Source organism: Streptomyces sp. NPDC005898 (genome assembly GCF_040629635.1).
In the GTDB taxonomy this organism is placed as follows: Bacteria; Actinomycetota; Actinomycetes; order Streptomycetales; family Streptomycetaceae; genus Streptomyces.
The window spans coordinates 334,388-354,718 of sequence record NZ_JBEXWC010000004.1; the positions used below are offsets into that span (position 1 = coordinate 334,388).

Annotated in this window: 19 protein-coding genes; 5 read left to right on the top strand and 14 right to left on the bottom strand. The window is 73.9% G+C overall.

Annotation, left to right across the window (positions count from 1 at the left end):
* Nucleotides 1-23: 23 nt before the first annotated feature.
* Entirely contained in the window at nucleotides 24-929 is a 906-nt protein-coding gene (locus ABZ385_RS08755) for a LysR family transcriptional regulator (protein WP_358588471.1), read from the bottom strand.
* Nucleotides 930-1,394: 465 nt separating this feature from the next.
* On the opposite strand from ABZ385_RS08755, the gene ABZ385_RS08760 reads away from it, so the two are divergent.
* Nucleotides 1,395-2,273 carry a hypothetical protein gene (locus ABZ385_RS08760; protein ID WP_358910537.1) on the top strand — a complete coding sequence of 293 codons (879 nt, stop codon included), beginning with the start codon at nucleotides 1,395-1,397 and terminating at the stop codon, nucleotides 2,271-2,273.
* On the opposite strand, the gene ABZ385_RS08765 is transcribed toward ABZ385_RS08760, so the two are convergent.
* The 10 genes from ABZ385_RS08765 to ABZ385_RS08810 all read right to left on the bottom strand — a co-directional run bounded on the left by ABZ385_RS08765 (nucleotide 2,257) and on the right by ABZ385_RS08810 (nucleotide 14,649).
* A complete protein-coding gene (locus tag ABZ385_RS08765) occupies nucleotides 2,257-2,865 on the bottom strand; it encodes a hypothetical protein (RefSeq protein WP_358910539.1) in 609 nt (202 codons plus the stop codon). The genes ABZ385_RS08760 and ABZ385_RS08765 overlap by 17 nt on opposite strands.
* Complete coding sequence (locus ABZ385_RS08770) at nucleotides 2,846-3,649, bottom strand: FkbM family methyltransferase (RefSeq protein WP_358910541.1); 804 nt, start codon at nucleotides 3,647-3,649, stop codon at nucleotides 2,846-2,848. The genes ABZ385_RS08765 and ABZ385_RS08770 overlap by 20 nt, the downstream gene beginning before the upstream one ends.
* A gap of 67 nt (nucleotides 3,650-3,716) precedes the next feature.
* The gene (locus ABZ385_RS08775; protein WP_358588483.1) at nucleotides 3,717-3,944 is read right to left on the bottom strand and encodes a Trm112 family protein; all 228 of its coding nucleotides are present in this window, start codon (nucleotides 3,942-3,944) and stop codon (nucleotides 3,717-3,719) included.
* On the bottom strand, nucleotides 3,941-4,849 hold the full coding sequence (locus ABZ385_RS08780; RefSeq protein WP_358910604.1) for a hypothetical protein: 909 nt from the start codon (nucleotides 4,847-4,849) through the stop codon (nucleotides 3,941-3,943). The genes ABZ385_RS08775 and ABZ385_RS08780 overlap by 4 nt, the downstream gene beginning before the upstream one ends.
* A gap of 17 nt (nucleotides 4,850-4,866) precedes the next feature.
* Nucleotides 4,867-5,604 carry a class I SAM-dependent methyltransferase gene (locus ABZ385_RS08785; protein WP_358910543.1) on the bottom strand — a complete coding sequence of 246 codons (738 nt, stop codon included), beginning with the start codon at nucleotides 5,602-5,604 and terminating at the stop codon, nucleotides 4,867-4,869.
* Complete coding sequence (locus tag ABZ385_RS08790; protein ID WP_358910545.1) at nucleotides 5,601-7,067, bottom strand: condensation protein; 1,467 nt, start codon at nucleotides 7,065-7,067, stop codon at nucleotides 5,601-5,603. Before ABZ385_RS08790 ends, ABZ385_RS08785 begins: the two co-directional genes overlap by 4 nt.
* Nucleotides 7,064-11,485: an alpha-(1->3)-arabinofuranosyltransferase family protein gene (locus ABZ385_RS08795; protein WP_358910547.1), complete on the bottom strand. Its 4,422-nt coding sequence runs from the start codon at nucleotides 11,483-11,485 to the stop codon at nucleotides 7,064-7,066. The genes ABZ385_RS08790 and ABZ385_RS08795 overlap by 4 nt, the downstream gene beginning before the upstream one ends.
* Nucleotides 11,482-12,210, bottom strand: a complete 729-nt coding sequence (locus tag ABZ385_RS08800) for a class I SAM-dependent methyltransferase (RefSeq protein WP_358590192.1) — start codon at nucleotides 12,208-12,210, stop codon at nucleotides 11,482-11,484. The genes ABZ385_RS08795 and ABZ385_RS08800 overlap by 4 nt, the downstream gene beginning before the upstream one ends.
* Nucleotides 12,211-13,416: a glycosyltransferase family 4 protein gene (locus tag ABZ385_RS08805; RefSeq protein ID WP_358698130.1), complete on the bottom strand. Its 1,206-nt coding sequence runs from the start codon at nucleotides 13,414-13,416 to the stop codon at nucleotides 12,211-12,213.
* Nucleotides 13,417-13,614: 198 nt separating this feature from the next.
* Nucleotides 13,615-14,649 carry a DUF3068 domain-containing protein gene (locus tag ABZ385_RS08810; protein ID WP_358910549.1) on the bottom strand — a complete coding sequence of 345 codons (1,035 nt, stop codon included), beginning with the start codon at nucleotides 14,647-14,649 and terminating at the stop codon, nucleotides 13,615-13,617.
* 211 nt (nucleotides 14,650-14,860) lie between these two features.
* On the opposite strand from ABZ385_RS08810, the gene ABZ385_RS08815 reads away from it, so the two are divergent.
* Together ABZ385_RS08815 and ABZ385_RS08820 are read left to right on the top strand one after the other, a co-directional pair.
* Nucleotides 14,861-15,013, top strand: coding sequence for a hypothetical protein (locus ABZ385_RS08815; protein WP_358590719.1), 153 nt, complete (start codon nucleotides 14,861-14,863; stop codon nucleotides 15,011-15,013).
* A gap of 21 nt (nucleotides 15,014-15,034) precedes the next feature.
* Complete coding sequence (locus ABZ385_RS08820) at nucleotides 15,035-16,333, top strand: helix-turn-helix domain-containing protein (protein WP_358910606.1); 1,299 nt, start codon at nucleotides 15,035-15,037, stop codon at nucleotides 16,331-16,333.
* 40 nt (nucleotides 16,334-16,373) lie between these two features.
* Here the strand turns inward: ABZ385_RS08820 and ABZ385_RS08825 are convergent, their stop codons facing one another.
* From ABZ385_RS08825 to ABZ385_RS08835, 3 genes are all read right to left on the bottom strand, one after another.
* Nucleotides 16,374-17,240 carry a YwqG family protein gene (locus tag ABZ385_RS08825; RefSeq protein WP_358699558.1) on the bottom strand — a complete coding sequence of 289 codons (867 nt, stop codon included), beginning with the start codon at nucleotides 17,238-17,240 and terminating at the stop codon, nucleotides 16,374-16,376.
* Between the two features lie 75 nt (nucleotides 17,241-17,315).
* The gene (locus tag ABZ385_RS08830) at nucleotides 17,316-17,867 is read right to left on the bottom strand and encodes a DUF4232 domain-containing protein (RefSeq protein WP_358910551.1); all 552 of its coding nucleotides are present in this window, start codon (nucleotides 17,865-17,867) and stop codon (nucleotides 17,316-17,318) included.
* 260 nt (nucleotides 17,868-18,127) lie between these two features.
* Nucleotides 18,128-18,577 carry a MarR family transcriptional regulator gene (locus ABZ385_RS08835; RefSeq protein ID WP_358581835.1) on the bottom strand — a complete coding sequence of 150 codons (450 nt, stop codon included), beginning with the start codon at nucleotides 18,575-18,577 and terminating at the stop codon, nucleotides 18,128-18,130.
* 137 nt (nucleotides 18,578-18,714) lie between these two features.
* Here ABZ385_RS08835 and ABZ385_RS08840 point away from each other — a divergent pair, with 137 nt between their 5' ends.
* Nucleotides 18,715-19,746, top strand: coding sequence for an NADP-dependent oxidoreductase (locus ABZ385_RS08840; RefSeq protein ID WP_358910553.1), 1,032 nt, complete (start codon nucleotides 18,715-18,717; stop codon nucleotides 19,744-19,746).
* A gap of 102 nt (nucleotides 19,747-19,848) precedes the next feature.
* Nucleotides 19,849-20,277, top strand: a complete 429-nt coding sequence (locus ABZ385_RS08845; protein ID WP_358581829.1) for an organic hydroperoxide resistance protein — start codon at nucleotides 19,849-19,851, stop codon at nucleotides 20,275-20,277.
* Nucleotides 20,278-20,331: the final 54 nt, after the last annotated feature.

The following is a 20,331-nucleotide window of genomic DNA, read 5'->3' on the forward strand; positions in this document are numbered from 1 at the left end:
GGCACGCTCAGCAGCCGTCGGCCTCAGCAGCCGACGCGGTTGGTCGCCACCGTCGTCAGCTCGTCCAGGACGAGGGCGGTCGCCGGGATGCGCAGGTGGTCCTTGAGGACGTACGCGGAGACCTTGCGCCGCGAGGCGGGGTCCAGGGCGCGGCCCGTCACCTTGCGGTGGCACAGGAAGTTCAGGACGAGGCCCGGCATCATCGCGATGCCGAGGCCTTCGGCGACCAGGCTCTGCACGACCAGATTGTCGTCGGTGGTGAAGGCGATGTCCGGCGCGAAGCCCTGCTCGGCGCATTCGTGCAGGAAGTTGGCCCGGCAGCGCGGGCACCCGGCTATCCACCGCTCCTCGGCCAGCTCGGCGAGCTTGACCGAACGCCGGCGCGCCATCGCGTGCCCGGTGGGCAGCAGCACGGTCAGCTGGTCCTCCATCAGCGGGATCTCCGCCAGCTCCTCGGGCACCTCCTCGTGCAGGCCGGGGTAGGTGAAGGCGAGGGTGATGTCGCACTCGCCGCGCACCACGCGCCGCAGCGACTCCGGTGGCTCGTCCTCCAGGAGCTCCACGCGCACCCCGGGATGCCCGGCGGCCAGGCGGGCCAGGGCCTCGGGGATGAGTGTGGCGTTGGCGCTGGGGAAGGCGCAGACCCGCACGCGCCCGGACCTCAGCCGGGTGATCGCGTTCATCTGCCGCTGGGCGGCGGAGATGTCCTCCAGGATGATCCCCGCGTGCCGCGACAGGGCCTCCCCGGCCTCCGTCAGCCGCATGCGCCGCCCGACGCGGGTGAACAGCGGCGTCCCGACGGACCGCTCCAGCGCCTTCATCTGCTGGGTGATCGCGGGCTGCGTATAGCCGAGGGAACGGGCGGCCGCCGAGTACGAACCGGCCCGGACCACCTCGTGGAACGTCCTGATGTGCCGTGAATCGAACACCGCTGAATCATAAGCGGATTTTGGGAGGGTCGAACATGGGCGGGGGCGTCCCCCGTACGTATCCGGCCCGCTTGCACGGTCGCTCCGCGGGGCCTTTGCACGGTCGCCCCGCGGGGCCTTTGTACGGTCGGCCCGCGGGGCCTTTGTACGGTCGGCCCGCGGGGCCTTTGTACGGTCGGCCTGCAGGGCCCCGCACGGTCGGCCCGCAGGGCCCCGCACGGCCGGCCTGCAGGCCTCTGCATGGCCGGCCCGCAGGCCTCTGCATGGTCGGCTCCCAGGCCTCCGCACGGTCGGCTCCCAGGCCTCCGCACGGTCGGCTCCCAGGCCTCCGCACGGTCGGCCCGCAGGCCTCCGCACGGCCGGCCCCCAGGGCCTCCGCACGGCCGGCCCGCAGGGCCTCTGTACGGTCGGCCACCAGGGCCCGCGAACCGGCCCGCAGCCGCGCAAGCAGAGGAGCCCCCGCCCGTGCTCAGCCCCCGGATAGCCCTGGTGACCTGCCGCCCGCAGCCGACCCACGACCACGACCTGCCGCACCTGGCGCGCGCCCTCGGCGAGGCGGGGGCGGACGTCCACGTCGTCGGGTGGGACGACCCCGGCGCCGACTGGGCCGCGTTCGACCTCGCGGTGATCCGCTCCACCTGGGACTACAGCCGGCGCGCGGCGGAGTACGTGGCGTGGGCCGAGCGGTGCGCGCGGCTCACCCGGCTCGCCAACCCCGCGCACGTCGTGCGGTGGAACACCGACAAGCGCTATCTCGGCGACCTGGCCGCGGCGGGCGTCCCCACCGTGCCGACGTACTACTGCGCGCCCGGCGAGCGCGTCGACCTCCCCGGCCACGCGGGCGAGTTCGTCGTGAAGCCGGCCTCCGGGGCCGGGGCGCGGGACGCCGCCCGCTACCGCGCCGAGGAGCGCGCGGACGCCCTCGCCCACATCGGACACCTGCACGCGGAGGGGCTCACCGCCATGGTGCAGCCCTACATGGGGCGCATCGACGTCACCGGCGAACGCGCCCTGGTCTTCTTCGCCGGCCAGTTCCTGCACGCCGTCCAAAAGGGCGCGGTGCTCACGCCCGGTACGGCCTACGACGCCGACAGGACACCGCACCCCGACCTGCGCCCCTGGCAGCCGACCGACGCCGAACTGGACGTCGCGGAACGGGCGTTGGCGGCGGTGCCGGGATCGCCCGAGTTGCTCTACGCCCGCGTCGACCTCGTGGACGGGCCCGAGGGCGAGCCGGTCCTCATGGAGCTGGAGCTGGTCGAGCCCAACCTCTTCCTCGCCGTGCACCCGCACTCCCCCTCCCTGGCCCTCGTCACGGAGCAGATCATCAAGGCGGCGGCATGACCTCGTGACCCACGCGCTGGAGCAGCCCCCAGGTGAACTCCGCCACGCAGCGGCGCGGTTCGCCGCCCGCGTCCGGCGCGGTGAAGGCCAGCCCCCACCGCGTGGGCGCCGTGCCCTCCATGGGCCGCACGGGAGCGAAGGCGCGGGCCGCCTCGTCGACCGTGCACGACCACGGGGCGAGGTCGTCCACGGTCCGCAGCTCGGGCCCCGGCGCCCCGGGGGCGCGCACCAGCCACTCGTTCCACACCGCCCCGCCGGGCGCCCGCAGCACCTCGAAGCGCAGGTCGGGCCAGAGCGGCACCGGCCACCGCAGCGCCTCGCACTCCAGGTCGCCGATCCGGCGGCGGGCGGTGGACTCCGGGGCGCCGAGGACCGAGCGGTAGCGCGCCGCGGCGCCCCGGGAGCGCGGGCCCCGGGACATCGCCTGCCAGCGCCGGTTGGCCTCGCGCATCTCGGCGACGGAGGCGCCCAGCGCACGGCGGGCGTCCTCCACCAGGTCCGGGTTGTGGTCGGCCATGCGGCGCAGCAGGACCAGCTGGAAGTCCAGCGGGGTGAAGGGCGCGGAGGACGGGCTAGCGGGCATGCGCCCCATCGTCGCGCACCGCGCGCGCTCCCGGGCGGCGGCCTTCCGGCAGGAACAGCACGGAGTTGACGTAGCGGGGGCGGCGGGGCGTGAGCACCCGGCGCAGCAGGCCCTGCGAGACGACGTACGAGGTGGCGCGCTGGTGCGCCTCCAGGTCGAAGGAGGCAAGCGGCAGCCAGGTGTCGTCCGGCAGGACCCAGCCCCGGTAGCCGTGCCGTCGCGTGAGGAGGTCCACGATCGGGGCGATCGGCTGGATGCGGCACTCCAGCTCGATGAAGAGGGCGGGCCGGTCGCGGGCGATCAGCTCCTCGGCGCCGCGCAGCACCGGCAGTTCGTTGCCGTCCACGTCGATCTTGACGAAGTCGACGTCCCGCAGGCCGAGGCCGTCCAGCGTCAGGCACGGCACGTCGACGGCGGTGGCGTGGATGTCGCGGCGGACCAGCGACGACACGCCCCGCTCGCCGTGGTCCCCGTGCGGCAGCCAGAGCCGGGCCGTGCCGTTCCGGTCGCCGGCCGCGGCCTGCACCACGCGGACGTTGCCGGGCGTGCTGGAGTCGAGCAGCCGGGCCAGGCGGGGCACCGGTTCGACGGTGACCACCCGGGCGGCGCGCGAGGCCAGGCGGCGCGACCAGGGTCCGTACCAGCCGCCGACGTCCACGGCGGTGCCGCAGCCGGTGGGGCACAGGTCGCCGAGGCGGGCCAGCTCCAGCTCGAAGCGCGGATAGACGAGCCGGGCCAGCGAGGCGATGAGGCGGTCGGGGACGTAGGGCGCGAGGCGCGCGGCGAGCGTCACGGACGGCTCCTCGCCGCGGGGCCGCTCACCGGTACCAGTGAACGGGCCGCCACCGGTACACCCCCCGTCACAGGGATATCCGCTTGAGCAGCTGCTCGTGCTCGTCCTCGGGGACCTGCTCGCCGGAGGAGGGCAGCAGCTGCGGGATGCCGTCGACCACGGGGTAGCGGCGGCGCAGGCGCGGGTTGTAGAGCGCCTCCTCCGGTACGAGGGGTTCCGCCGGGGCGAGCAGATGCAGCGGGCCCTTGTCGAGCGGACAGGCGAGGATCTTCAGCAGCGGGTCGTCGGCGTTCATCCGCCAGTCAACTCCTTGGTCGGGGGCGAGGCTTGGGGAGGGGACCCGTCGTGCTTGGGCATGACGAGGAGCACGGACACGGCGAGCACCGTGCCCGCGATGCGCAGGGCCAGGCGCACCGGCTCGTGCGGCAGCGCCTCACCGAAGGCCAGCGTGCCGAGCACCGCGGTGAACAGCGCGGTCACCGTGGTGCACACCGGGACGATCAGCGAGGCCCGGCAGCGCTGGAGCGCCGCCTGCGACATGACCAGGCCGAACGCGCCGGTGAACAGCAGCAGGTACGGGTACGGCGAGCGCAGCAGGTCCACGAGCGCGCCGCCCATGTCCCGCGTCGTCAGATGGCTGGAGACGCCCTTGATGGCCAGCGAGCTGACGCCGTACAGCAGACCGACCGCCACGCCGTACTCGACGCCCGCCGACGGCATGCGGTGCCGGTGCCTGGCCCGGCGCTCCGCCGCCCCGTACAGCCACAGCCCCGCGGCGAGCGAGGGCAGGCAGACGGTCAGGACCAGCGGCACGGGCGCGCCGCGGCTCACCGTGTCGTCGCCCTCGTCCAGGGAGAGCACGACCATGAGCAGCGCGAGGAGGATCGCGGCGACCGCGTACCGCTCCCGCCCCGAGGTCCGCTCGCCGAGCAGCACCGAGGACAGGAGCAGCAACAGGACGAGGCCGGAGACGAAGATGCCCTGCGCGGCGGCGATCGGCAGCGTGCGGTACACCGCGAGCTGGGCGCCGAAGCCCGCGGCGAGGGCGAGCGAGCCGCCGATCCACAGCGGGCTGCCGAGGACCTGCCGCAGCAGCCGGGCCGGGTTGCGGACGCTGACCGACGGCATCGTGGTCAGCGCCCGCTTCTCCAGGACGAACCCGGTGCTGTACAGCAGGTTGGCGAGCAGCGCCGCGGCCACACCCCACCACATCGGGCTCAGGTCCTTCGGGCGTGCAGCAGCAGGATGGAGGAGGCGCTGGGCACGGCGCACGCGAGCCGGTCCAGGGCGCGCAGCGGCCGCGGCACGCCGTGGAAGGGCGCGCCGGACAGGCGTACGACCTCGAAACCGCTCGCCGCGACGAACTCCCGCAGCGCGCGCGCCGTGTACAGCCGCAGGTGGCCCACGACCTCCTTGCCCGGCCGGCCGTGGATGCCGCGCAGGCTCACCTCGGAGAAGACCGGCTGCACCCCGGCCAGGAGCAGCCCGCGGTTGTACCAGGCGGCGAGGTTGGGGGTGGACAGCATGAGGTGCCCGCCCGGTCTGAGGACGCGTCGCAGCTCGTCCAGCGCGCTGTCGGGGTCCACCAGGTGCTCGATGACCTCGCTGAACAGGACGGCGTCGGCCGCTCCGGTCGCGAACGGCAGCCCCCCGTCGGTGAGTTCCCCGCGCACCACGTACGGCAGCCGGGCGTGCGCGCGCTTGAGGGCGTCCTGGGACCAGTCCACGCCGATCACGCGGTGGCCGGCCAGCAGCGGGGCCGCGGTCGCGGCGGCCGTGCCGTCGCCGCAGCCGATGTCCAGGACGGTGGCGGTGCGGGTCGTGGCGGGGCCGAGCGCGTCGGCGAGGATGCGGGCCTGGCGCAGGCTGCGGGCGTCGCCCGAGGCGACCGGCACGGCGGGATCCTCGTAGAAGTCGCGCAGGCCGGCGCGGCGCCCGCTGGTCGTGGCGGTCACTTCGGCCCTCCGCTCTTCCCGGGCGGCGCGGGGTCGGGTCCGCCGCTCCCGGCGCGCTCGGTGCGCTCGGTGCGCGCCGGCCGCTCCGTCTGCTCGGTGGCGTGCAGATAGTGCTCGAACAGGTCCCGCAGGTGCGCGCCGTCGCCGGGGCCGAGCAGCGTCTTCGACCAGCGCAGGGCGACGTGCAGCCGCCCCGCCGTGGACGCCGTGGTCACGGTGAGGCCGCGCGGCAGGCGCGCCGGCGCGGAGAACCACACGGCGTGCGCGCGCCCCGCGTCACCGAAGTCCAGGGGGTAGGGCACCCGCCCGATGTTGCTCAAGAGCGTGGTCGACGTCCAGGGCGCGGCCGCCCGGCGCAGCCCCCGCGTGACGGCCGCCCGGAGGGTGACCGGCAGCACCGGGGCCGTCAACAGGCGTGCCCCGTGGCCCAGTTGCGGCCGGGGCAGCGCCTTGAGGGCACGGGTGCGGTCGGAGGTGCGGCGCAGCAGGTCGTGTATGGCGTCGGGGGTCCACTCCCGGTGGGCCAACTCGGCCGCGCCGAAGGGCACTTCCACCAGTCGGGTGCCGTTGCCGATCGGCATGGTCGCGTCGCGGGGCCGGTCGTCCACCGGCATCGTGATGCGCAGCGGTCGCGGCCGGGCGCCGTGCTCCCGGTTCCAGTGGGAGATCATCAGCGCCGTCGCCACCATGAGCTGGTCGTTCACGGTGAACGGGGAGCCCTTCGGGCGGCGCGGCACGGGCAGCTCGTCGACCAGCAGACCGTTGCCCGGCGAGGGCTCGGGCGTGCCCCGCAGCACCCTGGCCGGCGGCGCCCAGCCGGAGGGCGCGTCCGGCGGGGGCTGGGCGGCGGTTCCCGGGCGCTCCGGTGCGCGGGTGGGCGGGGGCGCCACCGGTGCGGGGGAGCCGCCCTCGCCCGCGTAGATCTCGGCGGCCGTCGCGAGGACCCGCATGCAGGCGGGGCCGTCCAGCGCGGTGTGGTTGACGGTCAGGAACAGCACCGAGCCCGGCCCCGCCGCCGTGTCCGGGCCCGGCTCCGGCCGGGAGGCGAGGCCCGCTTCGGCCGCCACGACCTCCAGGCGGATGGGCGGGGAGGCCGCGAGGGAGGGCGCCTTGGCCAGCGCCCGCTCGCGGGCCCGCTTGAGGGCGTCCGGCTCCGGGGCCGGGAAGGTCACCACCTCGGTGTCCGGCTCGGCGGTCAGCTCCCACTCGTAGCGGCGGCGGTACCAGGGGCCCCGCGCCTCCCGCATCAGGATGCGGGGGTGGCGGCGCAGGGCCTCGGCGAACGCCGCCTTCAGCCGGGCCGGGTCGGGGGTGCCCGGCAGGTGCACCTCGATGTGCACGGTCTCCGGCTCCTCCTCCTGGAGGCAGTGCCGGGAGACCTCGTCGACGACGGGGAACGGCACGCGCGCGGGCGGCCGGCCGGGGCCGTCCGCACGCCGTGCCGGGTGTTCCAGTGCGGTCATCGCTGCGTGCCTTCTCCTGTTTCCGGGGTGGGCGGGCGCCCGTGCCGCGGGAAGCGGACCGTCGCGTCGTCCTGCGGCGCGGGGGCGGGCCCGGCCGGCTCGGGTCCACGGGCCGAGACCGTGGGGCCCGACCCGGGGTGCGCCGGGGCCGGTGGGGCCGGCGGCGCCTTCGGGGTGTGCGTGCCGCCGTGCTCGCGGTGCGGCAGCGGGGGCCCGGCGGGGTGCGCGGGCTGCCCCGGGGCGGGTCCGCCGTCCGGTCCGTACACCAGCGTGTCGGCGTCGTCGGACGGCGTGTGCCGCTCCCTTTCCCCTACGGTCACCAGCGCCGCGAACAGCGCGATGAGGGCGAGGAGTTGGGCCACCGGGCCGAACGCCCCCGCGTCGGCGTCGGCGGACTCGCCGGCCCCGGTCGCCGCCGCGACGCCCGCGCCCGCCATCGCCAGGAACGCGAGGGGGACGAGCAGCGTGTGCCGCCACCAGGCCAGCAGGGCCAGCGCCGGGACGAGCAGGGCGAACGGTCCCGCGATCACCGCGGCGACCAGCGTCAGCGCCACCGTGCCGAGGACCGGGCCCGGGGCGGGCGGCGCGGGCGCCACGGCGTCCGTGTTGGGCTCGCGGCGCCGCACCAGGACCAGCCCGGCCAGGGCCAGCACGCCGACACCGGCCAGGATCAGCCCGATCTCGTAGATCCGCGAGGGCTCGTAGGTGAGCTTGACCGTGCCGCCCTCGCCCTTGGGCACGAGCCAGCCCTGCTGCCAGCCGTCGAGGCGCAGCGGGGTCAGCTCCTTGCCGTCGAGGGTGGCCTTCCAGCCGTCGTTCACGTTCTCGTACGTCGTCAGGTACGAGGCCGCTCCCGCGCCGACGCTCACCTCGCGGCGGTCGCCCAGCCAGTCCTTGATCTTCAGCTCGCGGGCCGTCTCGTCCACCGCGCCGGGCGTCCCCCGGGTCAGGGAGGCGTCCATGACGGTCAGCGGGCCCGCGTCACCGGTCTCGACGCTGTGCGCGCCGGCGTCGAGCCGGACCGCCGTGTCCTTCTTGCCCCGCTGGCACAGGCTGATCTCCACCGGGCGGCGCTCGGTGAGGTCGCGGACCTTGCCCTGGGCGGCGGTCTCGAACAGCTCGCCGTCGACCGACACCATCGGGCCCTGGCCGCAGGGCAGCGAGAAGCGCTGCGAGGCCTTGGGCCGCGGCGTGCGGTACTGGTCGAGCGCGGGGACGTAGACCTCGGTGAGGCCCACCGGCAGCTGGAGGTTGTCGTCGGCCACCGGGTTGTGGACCGTCAGCGGAGCGGTCTCCGTGATGGTGATGTCCATCCGGTCCGTGGTGATCGGCGCGAACCGGGCGTTGCCGTTCTCGTCCACCCCCGCGGTCGCCGCGCCGTCCGGCGAGCTGATCTCGATCTTCTGCGGGCGGGTGGACAGGCCGCCCGCGGCGGGCAGCACGATCTCGCCCACCGGCTGCTTGCCCGGCCACCTGAGGTGGATCACCGGGCGCTTGGTGTCGCCCGCGATCCACGCCGTGGTCAGGTCGCCGTCGGTGAGGTTGCGGGGCGTCAGGCCCTCACCGAGCCTCGCCGTCGAGTCGGCCGTCGCGATGATCTGCTGCCGCTGCTCGGGAGCCACCTTGTAGAGCAGCTCGTCGAGTTCGGTGCCGGGCACGGCCACCGCGCTCGCCTTCATCTCGTACTCGCCGCCGCCCATGGTGGTGAAGCGGCGGTGCAGCCCCGACTCGGCGTTGACCGGCGACAGGGCGCTCGGGTCGGACGAGCGGTGCAGCGCGTACGTGGTCGCCTCGGCGCCCGTGACCTTCTGGGCGTCGGCGGGCAGCTGGAGGAGCTTGGTGACGCGCACCTGCGGCAGGCTGATCTCCGAGAAGCCGGCGCCGGTCAGGCCGGGGCGCGCCTCCTCGGTGTCCACGATCGTGATCTTGATCCAGCTCGTGGTGCCCGGACGGGCCTTGACGCGCTGCGCCGTGCCGTCACTCCTGAGCGAGCTGGTGACCGAGCCCCGCTCCGTCTCCACGCGCACCCGGGTGGGCGCCGCCCGCACGCCGTCCTGCGGCAGCGGGGTGACGCGGAACGCGGCCGGGACGTTGATCTTCGCGTTGAACTCGGCCTTGATCCACTCGCCGTCCGGCGAACCGGAGCCGCCCTCGGCCCAGGCCGTGGCCGGGTTGCCGTCGAAGGCGTTCACCGGGTCGTACTGCGGCAGGTGGAAGAGCCAGTTGCCGTAGGAGGAGGCGGTCACCGACCTGGCGCCGCGCAGCTCCGCCGTCGTCTGGTGCTCGACGCCGTCCGTCGGCAGGATCTGGTGCGGCTTCTTGCCGGGGTCCTGGGCGGCGTCGGGCGCGTTCCGCTCGTCGCGGGTGTAGGTGTAGGACGTGTTGGAGTTGACCAGGCCGAAGCGGGTGTCGGCGCGGCGCAGTCCGTCACCGACGGCCAGCAGGCCCGGCGTACCGACGCCCGGGTGGTTGTCGCCGGTCAGCACGGTCGGCCGGTCCCGCATCGACGGGTCGGCGGAGAGCGGCAGCAGCGACTCGGGGCCTCCGCTGACGACGGCCGTGTTGGAGACGGGCTTCAGGCCGGCCTGCCCGGGACGCCGGGCGCTGTCGCCGGGGGCGTAGATCTCCACGGCGCGCTGGCGCGGGTAGAGGCCCTCCACCTGGAGGGGCGTGTCGGCCGGGATGGTGCCGCCGGTGGTCTGCGGGCCGAAGCCGGTGACGCGGCTGAAGCCGGACTCCTCCAGGGTGCGCTTGACCGTCGAGGTCGGGACATGGCCGACCTGGTCGGGGTCGAGGTCGTTGCGCACGACGACGTAGTAGAGCCCGGCCCGGGTCAGGTAGTCGCTCAGGCCCGGCACCTTGCCGCCCGTCATCAGCGCCTGCTCGACCGCGTCCATCGCGCGGCGGTTGCCCGCCGTGCCGAACGGCACGTAGTCGCGCTGCGCCCACCGCGAGTCGGCGAGCACGTCCAGGGGCTGGTCGATGGGCGAGCCCCAGGTGTAGATGCCGTGCGCGGTCGCCGGGACGACGAGGGCACGGGAGTCGGGGGAGTACTTCTCCAGCCAGTCGGCCGTCGTCTGCCAGTACGCGGGCAGCTTCTGGAACGAACCCGGCTGGAGGATCGAGCCGTTGAGGTACGGCCAGGCCAGCCCCGGCAGCACCAGGACCGCGGCGGCCAGCGCGGCGTACCGCCTGCCCCGCACCGGCCGGGCCCCGCGTGCCTGCGCGGCCACCCCCACCAGGTGCGCCAGGCCGAGGGCGAGGGCGAGCGCGAGGCCCGTCTGGAACTTGTAGATGTTGCGGAAGGGGACGAGCCCGCCGTTCAGCCAGGACTGGACGCTCTCGTGGAAGGGCGCGCCGAGGGCGCCGCCGTATCCGGCCAGCGTGATCAGGGCGACGGACAGGACGGTCAGGACCAGCCAGCGCCGCTCGGGCAGGTCGCGGCGGGCGAGCCCGGCCAGGCCGAGGGCCGCGGCGAGCGCGGAGCAGACGACGCTCACGACGGCCGTCGCCACCGTCCAGCCGGCCGGCAGCCAGGCCTCGCCGAAGTTCAGGTAGGCGACCCAGTTGCCGGCGCCGCGCAGTGTCTCGGTGGCCGACATGGTGGCGGTCGTGGTCGCGGAGTTCTCCACGTACGGCAGGAAGTTCTCGCCGTAGATGCCGAGCATGAGTAGCGGCACGATCCACCAGGCGGTGGCCAGGATGACGCCCGGCACCCACCAGGTGATCAGCTTCCGCTTGCGCGGCCCGCCCGGGCGCGACAGGAGATAGAGGGCCACCGGGAGCAGGGAGGCGAGGGTCGCCGCCGCGTTCACCCCGCCCATGCAGGGGATGATCAGCGCCGAGCGGCAGGCGGCGAGGCGGGCGCTGATCCGCTCGTTCGTCAGCGGCAGCAGCACCCACGGCAGGACCGCGCCGGGCAGCGCGGCCGCCGACGTGGAGCCGACGACTATGGTGAACGTCGGCCACAGCGCGTACACCACCGCGCCGAGCAGTCTGCTGTGCCGGCTGCCGATGCCCAGCCGCTCGGCCAGCCGCAGCGCGCCCCAGAAGGCCGCGCTCACGATCAGCGAGAGCCACAGCCGCTCGGCCAGCCAGACGGGGAGCTGGACGAGGTCGGCCAGGCCGTAGAACGGCAGCATCGGGAACGCGTAGCCGACGTACTGGTCCTGGATGCCGCCGAAGCCGCCCCGGTCGTGCCAGAGCTGACCGAGGTCGGAGAGGAACTGCCAGGGGTCGACGGTGACACCGAGCTTGGTGTCGAACGTCATCCGCCCGGGTCTCACCGCGAGGAACGCCACGAACGCCACGGCCCAGAACCCCAGCAGCCAGCGCCGCGAGCGCGGCCCCCGCGAGGGTTCAGGGGCAGCGGTCGTGGGCCGTACGGCGGCCGGGGGTGGGGCCTGGACCGTGGTCATGGACACCGCCTGAGAATGAGGAGGAGGTTCCAGGTGGCGATCTCGCGCACACCGGGCACCTTTGTGATCGCCCCGGCCAGGAACGGCCAGTAGCGCGAGCGCGCGGACACCACGACCACGTCGGAGCGGCCCCGCACCTGGCGCAGGGTCGCTCCGACGTGGTGGGCGAAGAGGTTCTCGCCCAGGGTGTGCTTCGCGGCTTTTCCGGTACGTCTTTCATAGCGGGCGCGGGCCCGCTCGGCGCCCAGGTAGTGCCAGGGCGCCCACTCGTGGCCGCCCCAGGGGGAGAGCCAGTTGGTGAACGAGACATAGATCAGCCCGCCGGGCCTGGTGACCCGGACCATCTCGCTGAGGAACGTCTGCGGGTCGTCGACGTGCTCCAGGACGTTCGAGGAGAACGTGACGTCGGCGACGGCGTCCGCCAGCGGCAGCAGATAGCCGTCGGCGAGCACCGAGCCCTCGGGGGGCTTGGTGCCGGACGCCTTCATCTCGGCGAGATCGGGCTCGAAGAGGTAGGACTGCGCGCCGCGCCGCCGGAACTCCTCGGTGAAGTAGCCGCCTCCGCCGCCGATGTCGACGACGACGCGGTCCTTCACCTTCACGTGCGCCTCGACCTGGTCGGCGGCGTCCTTCGCGAGGAGGGTGTAGCAGCGCTCCGGGTCCTGCTGCTCACGCAGGAAGGCACGGAACAGGGTGGCGGAACGGCGCAGGGACGGGTCTTTCACTCAGGTCCCCTGTGCGGTCGGCGGCCCGGCGGGCGCGGGTATGACGGGCCCGGCGGGCGTGTGGTGGGCGGCGACCGCCTCGGCCGCCACCGCCTGGAACTGGCGGACGGTGTTGCCCCAGCGGAACTGCGCGGCCCGCTCGCCGGCGGCCTTGCCCAGCGCCCTGCGCCGCTCGGCGCTGAGCGCCAGCGTGCACCAGGCGGCGGCGAAGGAACTCTCGCCGCGGGCGAGGAGACCGGTGACGCCGTCCGCTATGGAGTCGCGGACCCCGGGGACGTCGAAGCCGACCGAGGGCGTCGAACGGGTCGCCGCCTCGGTGATGACCAGGCCCCAGCCCTCCACTGCCGAGGGATGCAGCAGCATCCAGGCCTCGCAGAGCAGCCGGTGCTTCTCGGCCTCGGAGACATGGCCGCGGAACTCCACACCGGGACCGGCGAGCTGTTCGAGGCGGGCCCGCTCGGGGCCGTCGCCGACGATCACGAGCCGGCCGCCGGTGACGGGCCTGACCCGCTCCCACAGCCGCAGGAGCAGATCGATCCGCTTGTACTCCACGAGGCGGCCCATCGCGAGGAACAAGGGCTCGTCGGAGCGGGCGTGCAGCGGGCCCGGCTCCTCCACGCCGTTGTGCACGACGCGGATGCGCTCGCGCTCCACGCCGATCGCCCGCAGCGCCGTGGCCGTCGACGGCGAGACGGCCACGAGCAGGTTGCCGCGCTGCGCGCCCGACAGGGCCCAGTGCTCCAGTCGCCGCCCGAGCCGGGCGGCGGGGGCGAGGGCGCCCTGGAAGCGCATCCCCCACAGATCGGTGTGCACGTGGTTGACCAGGCACAGGGTCGGCCCGCGGTGCCACAGCGGCGCCAGGTACGGCATGCCGTTGCAGACCTCCACCAGCAGGTCGCAGTCGCCGATCCGGCGGGTGAAAGCGGTCCGCGCCCGCAGGAAGTGACCGAGGTCGCCACCGGCGGAGACCACGCGGTAGTCGCGGTGGGCCGCGGGCCCGCCGCACAGCAGCGTGACCTGGTGGCCCAGCTTGCTGAGCCCGTCGGCCAGCCGGTCGACGAGGAGTTCGGAGCCCCCCGCGGCCGGATTGCCGAGGTCACGGTGGGCGAGGAAGACGATCCGGCGCGGCTGTGGGGGAGGCGCCGGGAGCCGCTGCGCGTGCCGCGGGGCGGCTGCGCGCAGCGAGGACGGTACGTGCTGGGGCATGCGTGCTCCAACTCGTCTCAGGGTGCGGAACTGTGGGGGGCCGGGCGGGCGAAACGGTCCTGCTGTGGGGCTTGCGGAGGTACTGCCGAGGTGGTGCGGGGACTGTGCTGGGGTGGGGGTGGTTAGTTTTCGCCGCCCCTTACCGCGGGTCTACTCACCGGAGTGACAATTTCCGGCCTTTTCCGGGCTGACGCCTCATCACATCGTGCTGGACTGCAGGGCGGTCTTGGACGTACCAGGATGCGGACTCCCCGGCTCCACCGAACCGTCGTGCCCTCCGGGGCCGTCCGCGCCGTCGTCCTGGCGCCCCCGTACGACCCAGACGCCGCCCACGAGCGCGAGCACCGCCCCGAGTACCCCGGCGAGCACCGGAAGAGTCTCACCGAGCAGCTTCAGTCGGCCGCTGTCGTCCTTGGCGAGCTTGACCTGGGCTTTCTGCGTGTCCGGCGTGAAAGCGATGCGCTCGCTGTCCAGCAGCACCGTCGCGTCCTTGTCCGAGCCGGGGGCGCGCAGCGTCTTGCGGGGGCCGATCGCGGCGTAGATGATCCGGCCGGTGCGCTCGTCCGTGACCAGCTCGATGCCGTGGTTGGCGTAGTACTCCTCCGCCATGACCTGGCTCTTCTTCGGCTGCCCGACCATCCGCCCCGGCACCTGCCGGGTACCGGTCCGGGTGGGCTCGACCGACCCCGTGAAGCGCAGACCCTCGTACCCCTGGATCTTCTTCGTGCCCCGGTAGGTGAGCGGCACGGTCGCCCCGAGGGTGTTGTCCCACCAGCGGTAGGAGCGCTTCTCCACGTCGAAGGGGAACTTCAGGTACGCCTCGCCCTCGAAGTACGGCTTCTCGCCGCAGCAGTGCACGGGCCGGTTCGTCCTGCGGTCGGTGACCCAGCGCTCGACGGTCCACTGGAGCGAGTCGTGCGGGTCGGCCGCGGGCAGCGACTTGTCCGGATCGACGGACGTGGACACGTCCCAGACGGCCCGGCCGCTCTTCTCGCTGTCGGCGACGTCGCCGCGGACCTGCCGGGTGATCGTGAGGTTCTTGTCGTGGACCGTCTTGATCTTCTCGGTGTCGAAGTAGCTTCCTCTTCCTTTGAAAACCGTGATCGTGTCGATATCGGTCGGGGTCCGTTTCGCGCGCGGCTCGACATACCAGGCCAGCAGGGGGGCCAGGACCAGAAGAAACGCGCCAAGACCGAGGATGACCAGGGAAAATGGCGAGGTGGTGCGGCGCATGGGGGCACTCCTGGGCTAAGGGCGGGAGAAGTGTTACCGAGCCGTACGTATGGGCGGGGAACCGTAGGCGCACCCTTGACTGGGTGTCAATGGATGCGGACACTGGGCACGCGCCGGACGGGGCCGGCGGGGACTGTACGACCAGGACTGTGTGACCAGGCCTGGATGATCCGGGGTGGGGACGACCTCCGAACGAGAGGCTGGCCCTCGCATGCACCGACTGCTCGCCGCATCACTCACCGTCGCCGCCGCGGCGCTCCTCGCCGTGGGCGCGGCCCTCGGCGTCGTCGCGCTCCTCGACGCCACGCCGGACCAGCCGAACACGCCGCTGGTCCACTACGACGCGCCACCGCGGAGCCAGTGAGCGACCGTGGCCGTGACCGACATCCAGCCGCCGCCCGAGGCCGCCCCCACGGAGAGCCACGGCCCCGCGCAGGCGCGCTCCGCCTGGCGGGACGTGCCGCCCCGCCAAGTGCGCAGGTTCGCCGCGCTCGCCCTGGAGGAGGTGCCCGCGCTCGCCCAGGACATCCTGCGCGAGATCCGCGCCGAGTTCCCCGGGCTGCCCGTCGTCCTCAACGACGCCGGTGAGCCCATGGCCCTGGTGGGCATCCGCCGCGCCCTGGAAGGCTTCGTCCAGCAGCTGGCGTCCCAGGAAGGGCGGCCCCGCTACCACCTGGAGGTCTTCCAGGAATTCGGCCGCGGCGAGGGCCTGCACGGCCGCAGCCTCGACTCCCTCCAGGCGATCTACCGCCTCGGCGTACGCCTCGCCTGGCGCCGCCTCGCCGAGATCGGCCAGCAGCTCGAGATCCCGCCCCCGGCCATGTACGAACTGGCCGAGTCGGGCTTCGAGTACCTCGACGGCCTGGTCGACCAGTCCGTACGCGGCTACGCCGAGGCCGCCGCCCGGGAAGCGGGCGAGCGGCTGCGCCTCCAGCGCAAGCTGATGGAGCTGCTCCTGTCGGAGCGGCGCGCCGAGACCACCGGCGGCGCGGTGTCCGGCCCCTCGGCGACCCCCGGCGCCCCCTTCGGCAACGCCCTCGGCGAGCGCGCCGCCCGCGTCGGCTGGCAGCTGCCCGAGCGGGTCGCGGTGGGCGTCCTGCTGCGCCCGGCGCCGGAGGCCGTGGCGCCCGCCGTCGGCGCGGGCGTCCTGCTCGACATGGAGGCGGAGCAGCCCCGCATGGTTGTGCCCGACCCGGACGCCGCCGGGCGCCCCGAGCTGCTGCGGCGCGCCATGACGGGCTGGTCGGGAGCGATCGGGCCGCCCGTGCCGCTCGCCGACGCCGCGAAGTCGCTGCGCTGGGCGGAGGCGGCGGTGCGGCTCATGGAGCGCGGTCTGCTGCCCGGCGGCGAGGTGCTGCACTGCACCGAGCACACCGAGGCGCTGGTGCTGCTCCAGCCCGAGGAGCTGATCGAGGACCTGGCCCGGCGCTGCCTGGCCCCCCTGGACCACTGCGGTCCCGCCCACGGCCGCCGCCTCGCCGAGACCCTGCTGGCCTGGCTGGAGACCCGCGGCGGCGCCCCCGAGGTCGCGGCCCGCCTCGGCGTCCACCCCCAGACGGTCCGCTACCGCCTGCGCCAGATAAGGGAGCTGTGGGGTGACGAGGTCGACGACCCGGACCGCCGCTTCGAACTGGAACTGGTGCTGCGCGCACGGCGGTTGAGGGGCCTCCTGGGCCGGTCCTAGGTCCGGCCCCAGAGGGGGGATCGGTGGTGCCCGAGGGCGGTCAGCAGCACTGCCAGGTGAACAGCGCCCGGTCGAACCGCAGTTCCGCCAGGTCACAGGGGCGTATGAGCCAGTACAGGCAGCCGTCGTCGCCCCACATCATGTCCGCCGTCTCGTCCGAGTCGAACTGGGCGAGCAGCACCCACTCGTCCATCTCGGCCGGGAGCCGGGGATCGTGCCAGTCCACCCCCGGGCCCAGCGCCGCGCGGGCGACCTCCAGCTCGACGGGCCCCTGCACCGACTGCGGGGTGCCGCCGAGCCGGTGGCCCGCGTCGGCCTCGTACTCCCACAGGGCGTCGACGAACTCCTCGGCGCACACCGGGTGTTCGTAGTCCTGGAAAGGCTCCGCGTCCGGTGCGAAGACCCGCTGCACCCGCGGATGGGTCGGCTCCGCCACCGTCGGCTCCACCCGCGCGGCCAGCGGCACATGGGGGTAGGCGTCCAGCTCGTCCGGCGTGTCCCGGCGGACGGCCGGGACCCCCGCCGGGACGTACACGACCCGGGCGCCCGCCCTGCTCGGGACGTCGGCCACGTCCACCACCGCCTCCCCGTCGTCCAGTTGGCCGTCGAAGTAGAAGAAGGCGAGCGTGCCCGCCGTGGGGAACGGCACGTCGAGCGCCGCCGGGGGCAGCGCGGCGCAGTCCACCGAGGCGACGAACGACAGCGGGCCGCGCCCCTCCCACTCCGGCCACTCCACGTCGTCCGGCAGCCGGGGCTCCCCGCCCAACTGCCCCACCACCGCCTCGTCCCCGCCCGCCGGGGCGAGCCGGATGCCGGGCCGCAGCAGCCCGAGCCACCGCTCGGCCACGTCGGAGGGAAGGTGCTCGTGCGCGAGGGCGTGCAACTCGCCCGCGGAGTTCGGCGTCATGCCCCCGATCATGCCCCCCACCACTGACAACGCGGCCACGCCGGCCTGTTCGGGGCCGGCGGGGCGGCGCGGTGATCAGCCGCCGAACGGGACGGCGTCGGCCGGGTCGGCGTGCCAGTTGGTGCTCAGCGGCCTGTCGATCAGCGTCGGGCCGGGCAGCCGGACGGAGGTGGCGCTCCCCTCGTCCCCGGCGACGGCGATGATCATCCGGTCGAACTCCGCGCCGTGGTCGTCGTTGGTCGACTTCGGGTTGATGCCGGCGTACGCGGCGGTGGACCCGGAGAGCCGGATGCTGTCGGTGACGGCCTGCTCGACGGGGGCGACCTGCCGGTCGGGGTGGGAGCCGAAGGCGGCGGAGGGGATGGTGCCCTCCAGGTGGCAGGTGATGCCGGGCCGCGCCTTCGCGGTCACGAGGAGGTAGCCGCCGGCCTGCGTCCTCTCGCTGACCTTGAAGGTCAGGTCGTTGGTCCCGCAGATCTGCTCGACGGGGGCCTTGTTCTGGCCGACGGCGAGAGCGGTCCCGGCGGTGGTGGCGGCGAGGGCCGCGGCGGCCACCGCGGTCAGGGCGAGACGGGCGGAACGCGAGGAGCGGGCGGAACCGGAACGGGCGGCGAGAGACGAACGCATCGAGAACTCCATGGGTGCGGTGACGGTCTGGCTGAGCGGCCCCGAACGGCCGGCCGGGCGTTGACGTCCGGCGAGCCGCTGGGCCGGTCCACACCCTGGCCCGCGAGCCGTCCCGCCCGCCACCACCACCCGCCGATACGGGACGCCGGAACACCGAAACGGCCCCTGACCTGCGCGAACACCGACCCCCTGGAACGCCCGCCTGGGACGCCGGACACCCACCCGGCCCGGCCCTCCGCCCCCGAGAGAGGCCGACGCCCCTACTCCTCGCCCAGCATCCTCCGCAGCAGCTCCCGCAGGGCGAGCCGCTCCTCGCGGGAGAGCCCCGCCAGCGGCTCGCGCGCGAAGTCCAGGGAGTCGCGCAGACCGCGGGCGACCTCCTCGCCCTCGGCCGTCGGCGCCGCCAGCTTCACGCGCCGGTCGGCCGGGTCGGGCCGCCGCTCGACCAGGCCCCGTGCCTCCAGACGGTCGACGATGCCCGTGATGTTCGACGGCTCGCACTTCAGTTTCTGCGCGATGCGGCGCATGGGCATAGGTTCGATGAAGAGCAGCCCGAGGACGCGCGCCTGCGCCCCGGTCAGCGCGTGCTCGGCCGCGGCCTCCTCGTACTCCTCGTGGTAGCGCGCCACCACCGTGCCGATCAGCTCGACGACTTCCCGCGTCAAGGGGTCGACGCGGGGCGAGGGGGTACGCGAGCTGCTCGTGGCCATGGTGACCAGGTTACCCATTTACTTGACATCATGAAATATCCAAGAGCATGGTTGTTTCACAACGTGAAGCATTTTTCGGGCGCGAGACACTTCCGCCCCCTCCCACCCTCACGTACGCAACAGGAGGACGCCCCCCCATGACCGTCACCCCCGAGCAGCTCCCCTCCGTCAGCCGTGAATGGCACCTCGTGCGCCGCCCCGACGGCTGGCCGGTCCCCGAGGACTTCGCGCTGCGCGAGGCCCCCGTCCTGGCCCCGGCCGAGGGCCGCGTCCTGGTCCGCAACCTGCACTTCTCGGTGGACCCGTACATGCGGGGCCGGATGAACGACGTGAAGTCGTACGTCCCGCCGTTCCAGCTCGACCACCCCATGGAGGGCGGCGCGGTCGGCGAGGTCATCGCCTCGAACGCCGAGGGCTTCGCGGTGGGCGACCACGTCCTGCACTTCGCCGGCTGGCGCGAGTACGCCTCCGTGCCCGCCCAGCACGCCACCAAGGTCGACGCGCAGGCCGCGCCGCTCTCCGCCTACCTCGGCGTGCTCGGCATGACGGGCCTGACCGCGTACGCGGGTCTGCTCGAAGTGGCCTCCTTCAAGGAGGGCGACGCCGTGTTCGTCTCCGGCGCCGCCGGCGCCGTCGGCAGCCAGGTCGGCCAGATCGCCAAGCTGAAGGGCGCCTCGCGCGTCATCGGCTCGGCGGGCTCGGACGAGAAGGTGAAGCTGCTGGTCGAGGAGTACGGCTTCGACGCCGCCTTCAACTACAAGGACGCCAAGCCGGTCGCCGAGCAGCTCAAGGAGGCCGCCCCCGACGGCATCGACGTCTACTTCGACAACGTCGGCGGCGAGCACCTGGAAGCCGCCATCAGCCGTCTGAACGTGCACGGCCGCGTCACCATCTGCGGCATGATCGCCGGCTACAACGACAAGGAGCCGACCCCGGCCCCGCGCAATCTCGCCCTGGTCATCGGCAAGCGCCTGCGCCTGACGGGCATGCTCGTGCAGGACCACAGCGCGCTCCAGCCCCAGTTCGTCCGCGAGGTCGGCGCCTGGGTCCGCTCGGGTGAGCTGGAGTACCGCGAGACGGTCGTCGAGGGCGTCGAGAACGGCGTGGACGCCTTCCTCGGCATGCTGCGCGGCGAGAACACCGGAAAGATGATCGTCTCCCTCGTCTGAGGCGACCACCCCTTTCCTGATTTCCGGCATCCGATAACCTGATTCCACTCGGCCGCGGTTGTGGGCGCGCACCGCGGCCCGTCTCAGGAGGAGCCGGCACCTATGTCCATCCAGAAGATCGACGTCAAGTACACCGCGGTCGCCACCGCCGAGAACGGCCGCGACGGCCGCGTGGCCAGCGACGACGGCAAGCTCGACGTCGTCGTGAACCCGCCCAAGGAGATGGGCGGCAGCGGCGCGGGGACCAACCCCGAGCAGCTGTTCGCCGCCGGCTACAGCGCCTGCTTCCAGGGCGCCCTCGGCGTGGTGGCCCGCAAGGAGAACGCCGACATCTCCGGCTCGACCGTGACCGCCGAGGTCGGCATAGGCCAGAACGAGTCCGGCGGCTTCGGCCTGGAGGTGGCGATCACCGCCTCCATCCCGAACGTCGACGCGGACACCGCGCGGTCCCTGGTCGAGAAGGCCCACCAGGTGTGCCCGTACTCGAACGCCACGCGCGGCAACATCAAGGTCGAGCTCGCGGTCGCCTGACCACCCGCTCGCACGGCGCGGGGCCGCACCCCGAACCCGGGGGTGCGGCCCCGC